The sequence below is a fragment of the Alistipes dispar genome (assembly GCF_006542685.1).
Taxonomy (GTDB): domain Bacteria; phylum Bacteroidota; class Bacteroidia; order Bacteroidales; family Rikenellaceae; genus Alistipes; species Alistipes dispar.
Map to the genome: position 1 here is coordinate 694,126 of NZ_AP019736.1, position 16,220 is coordinate 710,345.

Consider the following 16,220-nt stretch of genomic DNA (forward strand, 5'->3'; position numbering starts at 1 on the left):
CCTGCCGTAAAAATGCTATATTTGTAATACGAACAAAAAATACACACTATGGATTTTACGGACATCGAACTTTCGGGCAAAACCCGCCGCGAGCACGACCTGCTCGGCGAGATGGACATTCCCGTGGAGTACTATTTCGGCGTGCAGACCATGCGGGCCGTGGAGAATTTCCACATCAGCCGCGTGCGGCTCAACTTCTTCCCGCAACTGATCCGCGCCCTGGCCGACGTGAAGCAGGGGGCGGCGGCCGCGAACCGCGATCTGGGGCTGCTGGATCCCGCCATCGCCGACGCCATCACCCGCGCCTGCGAAGAGTTGCGCGAAGGGCGCCTCAACGAACAGTTCGTCGTGGACATGGTGCAGGGAGGCGCCGGCACCTCGACCAACATGAACGCCAACGAGGTGATCGCCAACCGGGCGCTCGAGCTGCTCGGCCACGAAAAGGGCGAATACGCCTACTGCCATCCGAACAACCACGTGAACCTCTCGCAATCGACCAACGACGCCTACCCGACGGCCGTGCGGATCGCGCTGGCGCGCAGCATCGACGGGGCGGTGGCCTCGCTGCGCGAACTGATCGCGGCGTTCCACGCCAAGGGCGAGGAGTTCGCCCACATCATCAAGATGGGCCGCACGCAACTGCAGGACGCCGTGCCGATGACCCTCGGCCAGGAGTTCGAAGCCTACGCCGCGACGCTCACCGAGGAGATCGACCGCCTGCAAACCAACCTGCGGCTCTTCTACGAGATCAACATGGGCGCTACGGCCATCGGCACGGGCATCAATGCCGATCCCGACTATGCGGAGCTCTGCACGAAGCACCTGCGCGAAATCACGGGACTGCCGCTGAGCAAGGCGACGAACATGATCGAGGCCACGAGCGACACGGGCGCCTTCATCATGAACTCCTCGGCGCTCAAGCGGCTGGCCGTGAAGCTCTCGAAGATATGCAACGACCTGCGTCTGCTCTCGTCGGGTCCGCGCTGCGGCCTGAACGAGATCAACCTCCCGCCGCGCCAGCCCGGCTCGTCGATCATGCCCGGAAAGGTCAATCCCGTGATTCCCGAGGTGGTCAATCAGGTCGCCTTCCGCGTCATCGGCAACGACCTGACGATCACGCTCGCCTCCGAGGCCGGACAGCTCGAGCTCAACGTCATGGAGCCGATCATCGTCCACTCGCTCTTCGAGAACATCGAGATGCTGGTCAATGCCATGAACACGCTGCGCGAGAAGTGCGTCGTCGGCATCACGGCCAACCCCGAAGTCTGCCGCCGGATGGTCTACAACAGCATCGGACTCGTCACGGCGCTCAATCCCTACCTGGGCTACGAGACCTCGACGATGCTGGCCAAGGAGGCCCTGCAAACCGGCAAGGGCATCTACGACCTGGTACTCGAACACCGCCTCATGAGCGAGGAGGAGCTGCACAAGGTCCTGCTCCCCGAGAACATGGTGCATCCCCGCAAGAAGATCACCGAGTGATCCGCCTGCGGACGGAAAAACGACTACGGCGGCCTCCGAAAAGGGCCGCCGTAGTCGTTCTTACCGTCGCACCGGGGGCGTTCACGAACTCTTTTTCAGCCGCTTCAGCCGCACGACGACGGGATGATGGTCCGAATACTCGACCGGCAGCACGCCGTAGGCGACGGCCCGGAATTCGTCGGAATAGAGCACGTAGTCGATACGCAGCGTATTGAAAAAACCGCGGTAGGTGTGCGAATAGCCCGACCCGCACCGGCTGAAGGCGTCTTCGAGGCCGGCGGCCATCCGCCGATAGACATACGACACGGGGGTATCGTTGAAGTCTCCGCAGACGATGCGCCCCGTGCGCGTGGCCCCGATCTGTGCGGCGATGCTGTCCACCTGCGCCGCCCGCAGCTCGCTGTTCTCGCGCAGGCGGGTGACGATGCTGCGCAGCTTCACCTCGCGGGCCGTATCCGAAAGGAAACGGCGGGTGGTGATATACTCGTTGTCGTCGGCGTTGATCGCCGTCGAGTGAAGATGGTCGTTGAAGATCCGAACCGTATCGTCGCCGATCAGCACGTCGGCCCACACCGACGAATGGGGCGTCAGCACCGTCTCCGAGCGCAGAATCCGGTACTTGCTCAGGATCGCCAGCCCCGCGTCGTCCGAAGGATCGGGATCCTTCTCGGCTCCGAAACGGGCGCTCTCGTACTCCTCGCCGAGCAGCCGGAACGCCTCGGAGGCCCCGGCCAGCCGCCCGTTGAACTCCTGCAGACAAACGATGTCGGGATTCTGCTCGCGGATCAGCCGCACCACCTCGTCCACGCTGCTCCGCCCCTCCTCGCCGTAGAAACCGCGGACGTTGTAGGTCATCACGCCGAAAGTGCCGCGCTCGGAGATTTTCTCCTCGTAGCTGCGCCGGATTTCGGGCCGCCAGAAGAGCGACACCTTGCCCAGACCCGCCGCCACGAGCAGCAGCATCGCCCCGGCCTGCACCCACCGCCAGCGGATGATCCAGTAGAGCAGCAGTACGACCGAAGCGACGTAAACGCCCGGAGCCGCCAGCCCCAGCACGGGCAGAAACCAAACGCGCCCGGGATTGACATACGGCACGAAATACGTCAGGAGCATGGCCGCCCCCACGGCGACGGTCACCGGCGTCAGCACCCAGTCGAGCACCCGCAGGACGACACTCCGCCGCCCGGCCGCCGGCCGCTCGCCGTAGTCGCTGTAATAGTCGCCGCGCATCTTCTAAAACCGGATCGTTCCGTTACGCTTCCACCACTGCAACAGCAACAGCCCCCACAGCATGCCGCCGACATGGGCGAAATGGGCCACGTTGCCGCCGAATCCCGTCCAGCCCAGGAACAGCTCGATCACGCCGTAAATCACCACGAACCATTTGGCTTTCATCGGAATGGGCGGAATGAGCAGCATGATGACCGCATTGGGATGCATCACGCCGAAAGCCAGCAGAAGCCCCATCACCGCTCCCGACGCGCCGACGAGCTGGATGGGCATTTCGCCCGTCAGGTAGGCCGTCGCCAACTGGATCAGCGCCGCACCAACGCCGCAGACCATGTAGTAGATCAGAAAACGCTTCGACCCCAGCTCGTACTCCAGCGTCCGGCCGAACATCCACAGTGCGAACATGTTGAAGAAGATATGCTCGACGCTGGCATGCAGGAACATGTAGGTGACGAACTGGTAGGAGTGGAACTCGCCGAAGGGCGACGCCCCGAACCAGAGCGCGCAGAAGCGGATGATCTCGTTGCCCACGGGCAGCAGCGCCGTGGCCATATAGACCAGGACATTGATGATTATCAGGTTTTTGACCACCGGAGGGGTCTGAAAATAGCGGTTCATGGAATTTTCTGTCGTCTATCCGTTTTTCAATTTCGTCTTCTGCGGGCGGCCGGGCCCGCACCGATACGGGTGCAAATATAACGATCTTTCGCCATTATCCCAGCTTCGCGCGCAACTCTTCGGGCGTGATCTCCGCCAGAATCGCCTTGCCCGAGGGCGAGAAGCTGACGTTTCCCGTCTCGGCAAGCTGCGCGAGCAGCGCCGCGGCCTCTTCGCGCGACAACACGCGCGGCGTGTTGCGCGCCGCGCCGCGGGCCATGACCGCGGCGACCTTCTCGCGCCGCACGTCGGCCACCGACAAAGGCGTGCGAAAAGCCTGCAACAGCTCGAAAAGCAGCTTGTCCACCGCATCGGGCGGCAGTTCGGCGGGCGTGCCCTTCACCTCGACCGCCCCGTCGCCGCAGAAGCCGATGTCGAATCCCAGCGCGGCGAACTCCACGGCGTTCTCCTCGAGCAGGGCGTATTCGTCGCCCGACAGCTCGAGCCGCTCGGGAAACAGCAACTGCTGGCTCACGGACGAGCCGTTGCCCAGCATCCGGAGGTAATCCTCGTAAAGGATCCGTTCGCGGGCGCGCCGCAGGTCCACGACGACGAAGCGCCCGTTCAGCAACGCGGCGAGGTAGCCGGCCCCCAGCGGCAGCGGGTCCGAGAACTCGGGACGCTCCGGCCCCAGATCGAAACGCTGCTGCTCCGCCCCGGCGGACGACGGAATGAAATCGAGCGCGCTCTCCCCGTCCGTCCCGCCGGATGCGATTTCGAAGCCGCCGTCCTCTCCGGCGATCCCGCCGGAGGGGCTCCCCCCGCCGTATCCGAACCGGTCCGAACCGAAGTCCGCCCCCGACTCGAACTCCTCGAACTCCCCGTCCTGCGGGAGGCGGAACCCGCCCCCTGCGGAGGGCCCCGGCGCGGCAGTACGCACGCCTCCGGCCCGGAATCCCGCTCCGGAGGTGTCCGACACCATGCCGCCGTCGGCATAGGGCACGTCGAAGCCCGTGAAATCGACATTCGGATCGGGAGCCGAAGGGTCGATGTAGGTCTCGCGGAACGGGTTGTAATCCTCGTTGGACATCGCCCGGGGCTCGCTGTATATGGCTCCCCGCTGCAACACGGGAATCTCCACCTGCCCCTCGCGGTCGAAATCCATCATCGGCACGGCGCCCGTCCTGGCCAGCGTCTCGCGCACGGCGGCGTGAACGATCTGCCACACGGCCTCCTCGTCGGCGAACTTCACTTCGGTCTTCTGCGGATGCACATTGACGTCGATGCGGCCGGGGTCGATCGTAAGGTAGAGGAAATAGGAGGGCTGCGAACTTTCGGGTATCAGTTTCTCGTAAGCCTTGAGAATCGCGCTCGTGAGGTACGAACTCTTGAAGTAGCGGCCATTCACGAACAGATACTGCTCCGTGTTGCGCTTCTTGGCCGCCGCCGGGCGGCCGATATACCCTTCGATGCGGGCGATCGAAGTGTCGGCCTCGACGTCCAGCAGGTTCTGCTTGATATGCCGTCCCACGACATCCACGATACGGCCCGCGAGCGATGCGGCCGCAAGCGACAGGATCGGGGCGTCGTTGGCGTACAGTTCGAACGCCACGGAGGGGTTGCACAACGCGACACGCTGGAATTCGGCCTTGATCTGCGACGCCGACGTCGTACCCTTCTCCAGGAAACGGCGGCGCGCCGGAACGTTGTAGAAGAGGTTGCGCACGAAGAACTGCGACCCCACGGGACACATCGCCGGGGTCTGCGCCACGAACTGCCCGCCGTTGATCTCGGTCACGGTCCCCACCTCGTCGCCCTCCTGCCGCGTGCGCAGCTCGACCTGCGCCACCGCGGCGATCGAGGCCAGCGCCTCGCCCCGGAAACCGAACGTGCGGAGCGCATAGATGTCGTCCACCGAACGGATCTTGCTCGTGGCATGGCGGTCGAAGGCCATCCGCGCGTCGATGGGCGACATGCCGCAGCCGTCGTCCACGATCTGAATCAACTCCTTGCCTCCGTCGCGGTAATTGACCTTCACGGAGCGGGCCCCGGCGTCGATGGCGTTCTCCATCATCTCCTTGACCACCGACGAGGGCCGGTTCACGACCTCTCCGGCAGCGATCTGATTGGCGACGACCTCGGGTAAAAGTCTGATCTTGTCGGCCATCTCGCTCACTCCTCGTAATCGTTCGGAACGACCCGTATCGGGGCGTAGGGATCGAACCCGTCCTCCGCCGCCTCGGTATTCGCCGCAGGAGCGGGCTGCGTGGCGGCAGCTTGCAGGAAGACCTCCGCCAGCTTCGGATAGAGCAGGTAGATGAACAGCAGGACCAGCACCGCGGCGGCGGCCATCTTCAGGATGCGGATGCGGCCCCGCTCCTCCTCGCCGGCCCGGTGCGCCGCACGGGCTTCGCGCTGCGTGCGGATGAACTGGCCGGGAACGTATTCGTGCGCCTCATCCCCGGCACGCTCGCCGCGCAGCTCGGCACGACGCTGCTCGCGCGCCTCCTTCTCCGGGTCGTAATACCGCGGAATGTAGTTGAACTTGTTGGCGTGTTTCTTAAAAGGGGTAAAACCTAACATGGTCGATTTTTTTTCAAAGATACGAATATATCCGCGATTTTATTGCCGTCGTGCGGCTCTCTTTTTCCGCAACGCCTCCCCTTTCCCACGACAAGCCCCCGCCGAAGCGGGGGTCTGACGCGCTCCGCCCGCGGACGGAACGGCGGCATGCGGGAAAACGCCCGCAAAGGGAGTCGCGGCGCACGGCATCGCCGCACCCGCCGGAAACGCACTCCGTCATCTACCGGAAGAAATTCTTCATCCGCTCGAAGATGTTCTGGTTCCTGACCGACTCGGCGCGCTGGAACGAGGGCTGCCCGGCGAGCTGCTCCACGATGCGCTTCTCCTCGGCGGTGAGTTTCGCGGGAACGGTGATGTCCACCACGATCAACTCGTCGCCGCGGCCGTAACCGTTCACCTCCGGAAGGCCCTTGCCCGCCAGCCGCAGCACCTTGCCCGCGTGCGTGCCCGGAGCGATCTTGATCTTGGCCCGGCCGTCCACCGTCGGAACCTCGACCGTACCGCCCAAGAGGGCCGTCACGACCGTAATGTTCAGATTGTGGATCAGGTCGTTGCCGTCGCGCACCAGTTCGGCGTCCGGCTCCTCCTCGATGAGCACCTGCAAGTCGCCGTTCACTCCGCCGTGACGCGCCGCATTGCCCTTGCCCGACACCGTGAGCACCATGCCTTCGCCCACGCCGGCGGGAATCTGTATCTCCACCACCTCGTCGCCGCGCACGGCGCCTTCGCCCTTGCACTTGTCGCAGGGGGCCGTAATCACCTTGCCCGTGCCGCCGCACGTCGGGCAGACGCCCTGCGTCTGCATCCGGCCGAAAAAGGTGTTCTCCACGCGCGTCACGTACCCCGCGCCGTTGCAGGTCGCGCACGTCCCGTAGGAGGAGGCGTCCCGGGCCCCCGTGCCGCCGCATTTGTCGCAGGCCACGGTCTTGGTGATCTTGAGCTTCTTCGTCACGCCCGAGGCGATCTCCTGCAACGTCAGCTTCACCTTGATCCGGATATCCGACCCGCGGTTCACGCGACGGCCGCCCCCTGCGGACGAGGAGCGGAACCCGCCCCCGAAGTGTCCGCCGAAGATGTCGCCGAACTGCGAGAAGATGTCCTCCATCGAGAAGCCGCCTCCGAACCCTCCGAAGCCTCCGGCTCCGCCGCCCGCAGCGCCGTTCATGCCGGCGTGGCCGAACTGGTCGTAACGGGCGCGCTTGTCGGGATTCGACAACACGTCGTAGGCCTCCGCGGCCTCCTTGAATTTCTCCTCGGCCTCCTTGTCCCCGGGGTTCTTGTCGGGGTGGTACTTGATGGCCGCCTTGCGGTATGCCTTCTTTATTTCGTCAGCGTTAGCGTTTTTCTGGACGCCCAGCACTTCGTAGTAATCCCTCTTCTCTGCCATGATTCTACTCTCCTACAACGACTTTGGCGAAGCGAAGCACCCGCTCGCCCAGCATGTAGCCCGTCTGAACGACGTCGATGACCTTGCCCTTCTTCTCCTCTCCGGCCGCGAAGCGGGCCACGGCCTCGCAATACTCCGCGTCGAAATCCTTGTCCTTGACCTCGATCTCCGTGACGCCCTTCTGGCGCAGCGCCTCGGTGAACTTCTGCGAAATGAGCAGCACGCCCGAACGCAGCGCCTCCACGTCGTCGCTCTTCTCCATCGCCGCCAGCGCCCGCTGCACGTCGTCGCGCACGGGGAGCATGGCCAGCAGCACGTCGCGGCCCCCGGTCTGCACCAGGTCCATCTTCTCCCGGAGCGTCCGTTTGCGGTAGTTGTCGAACTCGGCCTGCAACCGCAGATACTTGTCCTGCCATTCGGCCACTACCGCCTCCAGCTCCACGGCCGCCTCGGGTTCGGACGTCTCGCCTCCGACTGCCATTGTGGCAGTCGCATCCTCCGCATCGTCTGCCACATTGGCACACGGCTCGCCGTCGCACGACGGATAACCGTCGCCGGCCGAGAATCCTTCGTCACCGCTAACGGCCTCATTATAAACTTCTTTCTTTTTCATATTTTCGTATTTTTCCGGTTTTTCCGCCCTATACGGCGCAAATTGCATACCAACCGCCCGCCGGAAGCTATCCGATCGCAAAAATCGCCGGACGCCTGTTCAGTTCGGGCAGCGGCCGGCTGCGCCACTCCCCCGCCGTATGCGTCTCGACCCAGCCGCCGGGCGCCGTCAGATCGACGGCCACCGTAAGACGCGTCTCCGCCCCGAGTGTCCGGAGCAGTTGCCCGAAGAGCTTCTCGTTGCGGTAGGGAGCCTCAATGAAGAGCTGCGACTGCCCTTCGCTCAGGGCGCGGCGCTCGAAAAAGCGGATCGCTTTCGCCCGCTCGGGCGGCTTCACGGGCAGGTAGCCGTTGAAGGCGAACGACTGCCCGTTCAGTCCCGAAGCCATCACGGCCAGGATGATCGACGAAGGCCCCACGAGCGGCACGACGCGGATGCCCCGCCTATGGCAGGCCTCGGCGACGAGCGCCCCGGGATCGGCCACGCCCGGCACGCCGGCCTCGGAGATCACCCCCGCCGAACGCCCTTCGGCGATCGGGCGCACCAGTTCCTCCACCTCGCGGCCCGCCACGGTGTGTTCGTTCAGCTCACGGAACTCCAGCCCGTCGATCGGCCGCGCGATGCCGGCCTTCGCCAGGAACCGCCGCGCCGAACGCGTGTTCTCGACGATGAAGTAGTCGAGCGAATCCATCACCGCCCGGTTGGCCGCGGGAAGCACCTCCCACGGCGCCGTTTCGTCCGAAATCGGACAGGGAATCAGATAAAGCGTTCCTTTCGTCGTCATGCGCCGTCACTCCTTGAGATAAATCCGTTTCACCCGGCCCGATACGGAGGTCATCACCTCGTAGGGAATCGTACCGAGCACGCGGGCCATCGCCTCGGGGTCGTTGCCCGCCGCGGGCGAGAAGATCAGCACCTCGTCGCCCTCCGCGACGCCGTGCACATCGGTTATGTCGATCATGCAACTGTCCATGCAGATACGTCCCACGACGGGAGCCGCCTCCCCGCCCACGCGCACCGACCAGCGGCCGCACCCCAGGCGGCGGTCCAGCCCGTCGGCATAGCCCACGGGGATCGTGGCCACGACGCTCGGCCGCGTCAGGCGTCCGGCCCGGCCGTAGCCCACCGTCTCGCCCGCAGCCAGACGCCGGATCTGCACGATCCGCGTTCGGAGCGTCGAGACGGGCCGCAGGGCGTCGTTGTGCCGCCAGCCGAAGCCGTAAAGCCCCAGTCCGAGGCGGCACATGTCATACTGCGCCTCGGGGAAGCGCTCGATGGCCGCCGAATTGGCCGTATGGCGGAGCACCGGGTAAGGCAGCGACGCCGCGACGGCGCCGCTCATGCGGTCGAAACGGGCGATCTGCGCCCGCGTATAGGCATCCTCCTCGGGCATGTCGGCGCAGTTGAGGTGCGAGAACACCGAGGCCACCTTCACCTCCGGCCGGGTCGGCAGCACCTCGCAGAGACGGCCGATCTCCTCCTCCATGAATCCCAGCCGGTGCATGCCCGTATCGAGTTTGAGATGGATCGGATAGCGCGCCTCGCCCGCATGCGACACGGCCGCCGCGAAGTCGTCGAGCGAGCGGAAGCCGTAGATTTCGGGTTCGAGCCGGTTGGCGATCATCAGATCGAAGCTGTCGGCGTCGGCGTTGAGCACGACGATCGGCATGGCGATCCCCCGCTCGCGCAGCAGCACCCCCTCGTCGGCGAAGGCCACGGCCAGGTAGTCCACGCCCTCGTGCTGGAGCATCTGAGCCACCTCGAAATCGCCCGCGCCGTACGACCCCGCCTTGACCATCGCCACCAGCTTCGTCCGCGGCGACAACTGCGCACGGAAATAGTTCAGGTTGTGTATCATAGCATCCAGATCGACCTCCAGCACCGTCGTATGGCTCTTGCGCGCGAGGGCGTGGGCAAGCCGTTCGAAACGGAACTCCCGCGCCCCCTTGAGCAGCACGGCGCGGCCCGCCACGGCGTCGCGTCCGATGCGGGCGATGCACTCGCCCGTCGAGGCGAAGAACTCCCGCTCGCAGGCGAAGAGCGAAGCGTAGCGTTTCAGCTTCGGCCCGATGCCGATGAACGTGTCGATGCCCGCCCGGGCGACCATTCCGGCCACGCGGCCGTACAGTTCGTCGTCCGAAAGCCCGCTTTGGGCGATGTCCGACAGGACGAGCGTCCGGCGGCGCGACAGCGCCACGTTGTGCAGGTAGTCCAGCGCCAGCGCCAGCGAATTGAGGTCGAGGTTGTAGGCGTCGTTGATGAGCACCGAATCGTTGATGCCCTCCTTCACCTCGAGGCGCATCGCCACCTCGGGAGCCGACGAGAAGGCCGGTTCGGGAAAATCCATCGCGGCGCAGAACGCCTCGACGATCTGCGCGTTGCGGCGCGAAGCCTCGTTGCCGACGACCGCCTCCGGCACGCGGGGGAACGCCGCCGCGTCGTAGAGCTTCCGCCCGGCGAAATGCGCGGCGATCATACGCCCCAGCGGCTCGTAATGGCTATGATAGACGATCCGCGAGGCGCCGCGCGCCAGAATCATCTTTTCCAGGCACTTCTGGTCCAGATTGAGGAAATTCTCCTGGTGGGCGTCCCCGATCGAGGTGAAGACGACCACGTCAGGACGGATGATGCGCTCCAGCCGCTCCATCTCCCCCGGCTTCGAAATGCCCGCCTCGAAGATCGCCAGCCGCTCGTCGCCCTCGAGCATCAGCACCGACAGCGGCACGCCCAACTGCGAATTGTAACTCTTCGGCGAACGGTAGCACTTCATCCCCGCGGGCAGTTCCTCGGCGATCCATTCCTTGATGACCGTCTTGCCGTTCGACCCGGTGATGCCCACCACCGTCCCGCGGAACTGCGCCCGGTGGTAGGAGGCCAGCCGCTGCAACGCCTCGATGGCGTTCCGCACCACGACATAGCCGCACCCGGGAGCCGCATCGACGGCGCGCTCGGTCAGGAAGGCGCGGACCCCGCGGGCGCGCATCTCCCCGATGAAATCGTGCGAATCGTGGTTGGCGCCGCACATGGCCACGAACATCGGGCCGGTTCCCAGCTCGCACGTCAGCGAGCGGCTGTCGGTGACGACCGACTGCACCGTGGAGTCCGTACCCGAAAACCCGCCGCCCACGATGGCGGCGATCTGCGATAGCTGATATTCCATAGGAATAGCTGTTTTTATTCCGGCAATCCTGTTTTCATGCGGCGAAAACCGGCAGGCCGTATCCGTCGGTGCCGTCGGTATGTTCCAAAATCCCGGTTCCCGGGGTCTTTCCCGGAACCGTCATGCGGAAAAATGCGTTTCCCCGGCCCGCCCCGCGATTCCGGTTCGTTCCGCGTTTCCGGCCCGTTCCGCGCGACGGCTCCGGAGCGGAGCGCCGCGAAATCACGACAGGTCGAACGTCACGACCGTAATGCCCGCACCGCCCCGGTCGGCATGCTCGTCCGCAGCCGAGACCACCTCGGGAACCGAACGGAGGTAGCGCCGTATCTCCTCCTTCAGTGCGCCCGTGCCCTTGCCGTGGAGGATCGAGACCGAACCGACACCCACCATCAGCGCATCGTCGATGAAGTCACGCACCTCCTCCAGCGCCTCGGCGGCGCGCATCCCGCGCACGTCGATATGGTCCCGGAAACGGAGCTTGCGGGCCGAAATGTCGGCCGACAGGACCGTGCGGGCCGTCGCCGGACGCGTCGCCTCGCGGTATTCGCTGTTCGAAACGACCGTGAGCAGCGTCTTGTCCACCGTCGTCAGAATCTGCCCGAAGGCCACCTGCGCCCGTTTGCCCTTGACCGACTGCACCACGCCGACCATCTCCTGCCCGGCCATGCGCACCTTCGAGCCCTCGACGACTTCGCGCGGCTTCTCCGGCACAGGAACCGCCTCCGCCTTCGTCTCGGCCCCTTCGCGGGCCTTCCGTTCGGCGCGCCGCTGCCGCCGCCGTTCGATGCGCTCGATCTCGCGGGCCACCGCGGCTTCGCGCTCCGCCGAACCGGCCGCATCCACCTTCCCGCGGAAATCGTCCAGTTCGCGCCGCGCCAGCCGCGTCAGCTCCTTTTCGGCCTGTGCCTCGCGGATGGTGCGGATCGTGTTCTCGATCTGCCGGTTGGCGTCGGCGATGAGCTGCTGCGCCTCCTGCTTGGCCCGCTTGAGAATCTCCTGCCGCTCGGCGCGGATTTTCGCCAACTGCTCGGCGTAGGTCTGCTCCAGTTCCTCCACCTTGCGGTCCGTCAGGCGTATGCGGTCGCGCTTCTGCTCCCAGTAGTGCTTGTCGCGGGCGATCTCGCGCAACTGTTTCTCGATATTGATATGGTCCGACCCGGCCTTCTCGCTCGCCGCGCGGATGATCTCCTCCGGAAGCCCGATCTTGCGGGCGATCTCCACGGCGAACGAACTGCCCGGCTTGCCCGTCTCGAGCCGGAAAAGCGGCCGGATACGCTGCACGTCGAAGGTCATCGCGCCGTTGGCGATGCCTTCGGTGTTCGAGGCGTAATACTTGATATTGGCATAGTGGGTCGTGATCACCCCGTAGCACCCCCTGGCCAGCAGCCGCTCGAGGATGGCCTCGGCGATGGCCCCGCCGATCGTGGGTTCCGTGCCCGAGCCGAACTCGTCGATGAGCACCAGCGTACGGTCCGAAGCCCCGGCGAGCATGTGCTTCATGTTGAGCAGGTGCGAAGAGTAGGTCGAAAGGTCGTTGTCGATGGACTGCTCGTCGCCGATGTCGAGGAAGATGCTCCGGAACACGGGCAGCTCCGAGACCTCCGACGCGGGGACGGGAAAACCGCATTGGAACATGTATTGCACGATGCCCGTGGTCTTCAGGCAGACCGACTTGCCGCCGGCGTTGGGGCCCGAAATGACGAGGATGTGCTTGCGGCGGTCGAGCTGCAGGTCGAGCGGCACGATCTCGCGCCCCGCGGCGCGGAGGGTCTGTTGCAGCAGCGGGTGGCGGGCGTTTTTCAGCACCAGCCGGTCGTCGGTCGAGAGGATCGGCCGCACGCATCCGTTCTCCGAGGCCCAGCGCCCCTTGGCACGCAGCATGTCGATCTCGGCCAGGTAGTCGCCCGAGGCGGCGATCAGCTCCGCATCGGGCCGGATCGAGGCCGTGAATTCGGTGAGGATGCGGACGATCTCGCGCCGCTCGGCATACTCCAGTTCGCGCAGTTCGTTGTTGATCTCCACCACCTCCACCGGCTCGATGTAGAAGGTCTTGCCCGTGGCCGACTCGTCGTGTATGAATCCGTTGAGCTTGCGTTTGTTGGCCGCGGCGACGGGAATCACGGCCCGCCCGTCGCGGATCGAGATCTGCGCGTCGGCCTCGACGATGCCCGCTCCCTTGGCCGAAGCCAACACGGCCTGCAACCGCTTGGCGGCCTGCCCTTCCCGCTCGCGGATCGCCCGCCGGATCTCCAGCAGCGCGGGCGACGCATCGTCCCTCACCTCGCCCAGCCGGTCCACGATCCCGTCGATGCGCCGCACGATCTCCGGAAAGGACTCGACGCCGCGCGTCCGGTCGTACAGCGCCGGATAGCGCTCCTCGCGGGCGAGGATGAACGAAACGACGCCGCCCAGAGCGGACAGCGCCCGACGGAGCGTCGCCACCTCCTCCACGTCGAGGAACGATCCCTCGACGCGCAGCTTGGCGATCAAAACGTCCGTATCGGGGTATTCGCCCCCGGGAAATTCGTGCTCCATATCGAGCAGCAGGCGCATCTCGTCGGCGAGCGCCTGCCGCCGCTCGATCTCGCGCGGCGAGGTCGAGAAATCCTCCGCGGCGATCCGTTCGCGGGCGGCGCGCATGGTGCAACGCGCGGCGACCTGCTCGCGGAGCCGGTCGAAACCTATCTTTTGCTCGAAAGAGGCAGGGTAAATCATGGTATCGAAATCTCGTTAAACACCGTCGGCTCCGCTCCCCCGGAACGGCCGAGCCGGTGTGCCGGCGGCCGGGCCGCTATTTCAACTGCCGGAGCGAATCCCGCTCGGCCTTTTCGGCGGCCCTGGCGGCCTTGCGGTCGGCCTTCGCCTTCATCTTTTCGGGATCGCGGCCGAAGAGCGAGAAGTGAACGTAACGTCCGGGATACCGCTGCAAGTCCGCGAGCAGCGACGCCAGATTGCCGCCCGCCGCGGTCAGCGAGTCGTAGAGCGCCGGATCGTTCATCAGCCGGCCCAGCGTACCCTCGCCGTCGTCGATCTTCGCCAGCAGGCCGTCGAACCGCTCCACGGCGTCGGAGAGCTTCCGTGCGAACTCCGCTTCGGAAAGCTGCGCCGTCACGTCGTTCAGATTGCCCACGATGCTGTCCACGCGGGGGGCATTCTCGCCCAGCATGTCGGCGAAGGCCGCGAGACTGCCGACGGCCGATTGCAGGCGTCCCTTCTCGGCGTCGAGAAGCCGGGCCAGATCGCCCGAGGCGGCGTTCAGGTTGCCGAGCGTTCCGGTGATATTTTCCTCATTGGCCTCCAGCAGCCGGTTCACGTTGTCCAGCGTCCGCGAGAGGTCGTCGGTCAGCCGCGATACCCTCTGCTTGAAAAACTCCAGCTCCGAGCCGGCCACGTCCATCAGATCGCGGTTGCGGCCCGAACGGAGCGTATCGCCCTTCGCGAGGCAGACGTCGGAATCACCGTAGGTGATCTCGATCGCCTTCGAACCCATCAGACTGCTGCTGACGATCTTCGCCTCGGAATCCTCGGGAATGCGGTACTGCCGCTTGATCGTGAGTTGCAGCACGACCTTGTCGCTCAGTTGCGGATCGAACGCGATGCCGGTCACCGTGCCGATCTTGACGCCCCGCATCATCACGGGCGACGCCGACTGCACGCCCCCGATCTGATCGTAGGCGGCGTAATAGACCGTATTGCGGCCGAAGATGTCGAAACCTTTCAGAAACCGGATTCCGGCCCACGCGGCGACGATCATCGCCACGGCGAAAATCCCGATCTTAACCTCTCTTTTCATATCCTGACAAATCTTGCTTTCCTCATTTCGCAACGGTTCCGGAACCTGCACGCCCCGGCGGCACGGCTCCGCGTCCGGTCCTTCCCGGTCCGGCTCCGGCAAGCGGACGTCATTTCACGATCCGCGAACCCCGGCAGCCCACCACGAAGGCATCGGGAAAAACCCGCCGCACCTCGCGCAGCCGCCGCTGGGCAGCGGCCCGGTCGTCATACTCCCCCACACAATATTTATAGGGGAACCGACCTTCGGAGGTGTACTGCTTCACCTTCCCGCGGTAGGAGCGGAACTGCGACGAACGCAGCGGCAGCGGCTTCGCGCTGGCCAGCACCTGAATCGTATAACGCAGGGGGTCCGACACCCGACGCGCCGCGGCCTGCTTCGTCCCGCCATCCTTCGCAGCCGCTTTCGCCCCGGCTCCGGAAGCCGCAGCGGCATCTTTTCCGGAGGGTTTCGACGCGGAGCCGCCTCCCGATGCGGCCGCCTCCTTCGCAGCCGTCCCGGAAGCGGCGGCCGAAGCCTCCTCCGGCCGCTCCCGCTCCGTCCGGGCCGCTTCGGCCTCCCCGGCCCGGCGCGTTCGGAGCACGTAGTCCGAATAGTCCCGGATACCCTGATATATATTGCGCGCGATCTCCTGCTGCCCCTTTTCCGACTTCATGTAGGCCATCTCCTGCGAGTTGGTCATGAAACCGATCTCGGTCAGCACGCCCGGCATGTCCGTGGCGTAGAGCACCCGGAGCAACTGCGGCTTCACGCCGCGCGAACGGCGTCCGCTCTTGATGTAGTTGTTCTGTATGCAGCGGGCCAGCGCCATGCTGTACTCGCCGTAGGTGAACTGCAAATTCTGGATGTAGGCCCGGACGATGGCCGCCGTCCGCTCGTCGGACATGTCGATCAGATCCTCCCGGTTGCTCTCGTAGAGGGCGTTCTCGTTGTAACGCTGTTCCTTGGGACTTTCGCCCATGATGAGCGTCTCGACGCCCCGCGCCGCCGCGGCCTTCGCCGCATTCACGTGGATCGACACGAACAGGTCGCCGCCCGCCCCGTTGGCGATGTCGGCACGCGCCTGCAGGTCGTCGGCCAGCGTCGCGCCCAGCGCCTTGTCCGTCTTGCGCGTATAAACGACCTTCACGCCCGGCATTCCCTCCTCGATCAGCCGCCCGAGCTTCAGGGCCACCTTCAGCGTGAGGTCCTTTTCATAGACTCCGCCGTAATGCGCCCCGGGGAATTTTCCGCCGTGGCCGGCGTCGATCACGACGACCTCCACGCCGTGCGCAATATTTCCGGCCCGTAACACGTTCGTAAGGAGCGTCGCAGCCGCGATGGCGAGAAACAGCAGGGACCGAGTGCGCATATTTGACGGTAAATGTGAGCTTTC

General features: G+C 65.1%; 12 protein-coding genes. 1 reads left to right on the forward strand and 11 read right to left on the reverse strand.

The features are described from left to right. The first annotated feature begins 48 nt into the window (after positions 1-48). Positions 49-1,482: an aspartate ammonia-lyase gene (gene aspA / locus FME97_RS03220; protein ID WP_141427843.1), complete on the forward strand. Its 1,434-nt coding sequence runs from the start codon at positions 49-51 to the stop codon at positions 1,480-1,482. A gap of 81 nt (positions 1,483-1,563) precedes the next feature. On the opposite strand, the gene FME97_RS03225 is transcribed toward aspA, so the two are convergent. From FME97_RS03225 to FME97_RS03275, 11 genes are all read right to left on the reverse strand, one after another. After that, entirely contained in the window at positions 1,564-2,712 is a 1,149-nt protein-coding gene (locus tag FME97_RS03225) for an endonuclease/exonuclease/phosphatase family protein (protein WP_141427844.1), read from the reverse strand. 3 nt (positions 2,713-2,715) lie between these two features. Next, positions 2,716-3,330: a rhomboid family intramembrane serine protease gene (locus FME97_RS03230; protein ID WP_141427845.1), complete on the reverse strand. Its 615-nt coding sequence runs from the start codon at positions 3,328-3,330 to the stop codon at positions 2,716-2,718. Between the two features lie 94 nt (positions 3,331-3,424). Then, a complete protein-coding gene (gene mutL / locus FME97_RS03235; protein WP_141427846.1) occupies positions 3,425-5,476 on the reverse strand; it encodes a DNA mismatch repair endonuclease MutL in 2,052 nt (683 codons plus the stop codon). Positions 5,477-5,481: 5 nt separating this feature from the next. Continuing rightward, complete coding sequence (locus tag FME97_RS03240; RefSeq protein ID WP_141427847.1) at positions 5,482-5,892, reverse strand: hypothetical protein; 411 nt, start codon at positions 5,890-5,892, stop codon at positions 5,482-5,484. Positions 5,893-6,112: 220 nt separating this feature from the next. Further along, a complete protein-coding gene (gene dnaJ, locus FME97_RS03245; RefSeq protein WP_141427848.1) occupies positions 6,113-7,279 on the reverse strand; it encodes a molecular chaperone DnaJ in 1,167 nt (388 codons plus the stop codon). A 4-nt stretch (positions 7,280-7,283) separates the two neighbouring features. Next, entirely contained in the window at positions 7,284-7,892 is a 609-nt protein-coding gene (locus FME97_RS03250) for a nucleotide exchange factor GrpE (RefSeq protein ID WP_141427849.1), read from the reverse strand. A 67-nt stretch (positions 7,893-7,959) separates the two neighbouring features. Continuing rightward, positions 7,960-8,676, reverse strand: a complete 717-nt coding sequence (locus FME97_RS03255; protein WP_141427850.1) for an SAM-dependent methyltransferase — start codon at positions 8,674-8,676, stop codon at positions 7,960-7,962. 6 nt (positions 8,677-8,682) lie between these two features. Next, positions 8,683-11,052 carry an alanine racemase gene (gene alr / locus FME97_RS03260; RefSeq protein WP_141427851.1) on the reverse strand — a complete coding sequence of 790 codons (2,370 nt, stop codon included), beginning with the start codon at positions 11,050-11,052 and terminating at the stop codon, positions 8,683-8,685. 222 nt (positions 11,053-11,274) lie between these two features. Further along, the gene (locus tag FME97_RS03265; RefSeq protein ID WP_141427852.1) at positions 11,275-13,767 is read right to left on the reverse strand and encodes an endonuclease MutS2; all 2,493 of its coding nucleotides are present in this window, start codon (positions 13,765-13,767) and stop codon (positions 11,275-11,277) included. Between the two features lie 76 nt (positions 13,768-13,843). Beyond that, positions 13,844-14,845, reverse strand: a complete 1,002-nt coding sequence (locus FME97_RS03270; protein WP_141427853.1) for an MlaD family protein — start codon at positions 14,843-14,845, stop codon at positions 13,844-13,846. 109 nt (positions 14,846-14,954) lie between these two features. Next, complete coding sequence (locus FME97_RS03275) at positions 14,955-16,196, reverse strand: N-acetylmuramoyl-L-alanine amidase family protein (protein WP_141427854.1); 1,242 nt, start codon at positions 16,194-16,196, stop codon at positions 14,955-14,957. Between the last annotated feature and the right edge of the window lie 24 nt (positions 16,197-16,220).

Excerpts from the sequence above, each read along its gene's own strand:
- aspA (WP_141427843.1), top strand. The coding sequence starts at position 49 with ATGGATTTTACGGACATCGAACTTTCGGGCAAAACCCGCCGCGAGCAC.
- FME97_RS03255 (WP_141427850.1), bottom strand. The coding sequence starts at position 8,676 with ATGACGACGAAAGGAACGCTTTATCTGATTCCCTGTCCGATTTCGGAC.
- FME97_RS03270 (WP_141427853.1), bottom strand. The coding sequence starts at position 14,845 with ATGAAAAGAGAGGTTAAGATCGGGATTTTCGCCGTGGCGATGATCGTC.
- alr (WP_141427851.1), bottom strand. The coding sequence starts at position 11,052 with ATGGAATATCAGCTATCGCAGATCGCCGCCATCGTGGGCGGCGGGTTT.
- FME97_RS03250 (WP_141427849.1), bottom strand. The coding sequence starts at position 7,892 with ATGAAAAAGAAAGAAGTTTATAATGAGGCCGTTAGCGGTGACGAAGGA.
- FME97_RS03225 (WP_141427844.1), bottom strand. The coding sequence starts at position 2,712 with ATGCGCGGCGACTATTACAGCGACTACGGCGAGCGGCCGGCGGCCGGG.
- FME97_RS03275 (WP_141427854.1), bottom strand. The coding sequence starts at position 16,196 with ATGCGCACTCGGTCCCTGCTGTTTCTCGCCATCGCGGCTGCGACGCTC.
- FME97_RS03240 (WP_141427847.1), bottom strand. The coding sequence starts at position 5,892 with ATGTTAGGTTTTACCCCTTTTAAGAAACACGCCAACAAGTTCAACTAC.
- FME97_RS03265 (WP_141427852.1), bottom strand. The coding sequence starts at position 13,767 with ATGATTTACCCTGCCTCTTTCGAGCAAAAGATAGGTTTCGACCGGCTC.
- mutL (WP_141427846.1), bottom strand. The coding sequence starts at position 5,476 with ATGGCCGACAAGATCAGACTTTTACCCGAGGTCGTCGCCAATCAGATC.
- FME97_RS03230 (WP_141427845.1), bottom strand. The coding sequence starts at position 3,330 with ATGAACCGCTATTTTCAGACCCCTCCGGTGGTCAAAAACCTGATAATC.
- dnaJ (WP_141427848.1), bottom strand. The coding sequence starts at position 7,279 with ATGGCAGAGAAGAGGGATTACTACGAAGTGCTGGGCGTCCAGAAAAAC.